Annotated in this window: 1 pseudogene; it reads right to left on the reverse strand. The window is 70.8% G+C overall.

Going from position 1 to position 253, the window contains the following annotated elements:
• Window positions 1-253, reverse strand: a pseudogene (locus tag ACLQ2Q_RS22250) (heavy metal translocating P-type ATPase); the annotation flags it as partial.

Genomic DNA, 253 nt, shown 5'->3' on the forward strand with positions numbered 1-253 from the left:
CCGTGACGGGCGTTCACGAACGCGGCCCGGTGGAACGGCCACGCCCCCCACACCGCCACCGGGGCGGTCAGCGTCAAGGCCAGCCACTGCCAGTACGTGAACTGCAGCAGCGGGATCATCGACATCAGCGCGACCGGCACAGCCAACGCGGTACTGATCAGCAGCCGGCGACGCAGCGACACCAGCTCGGGGTCTTCCGCAGGGGTGTCGGTCGATGTGGGCTCGGGCGCGATAGGTGCCGGTACCGCCGCGG

This window comes from Microbacterium sp. DT81.1, assembly GCF_049844955.1.
Lineage (GTDB): Bacteria > Actinomycetota > Actinomycetes > Actinomycetales > Microbacteriaceae > Microbacterium.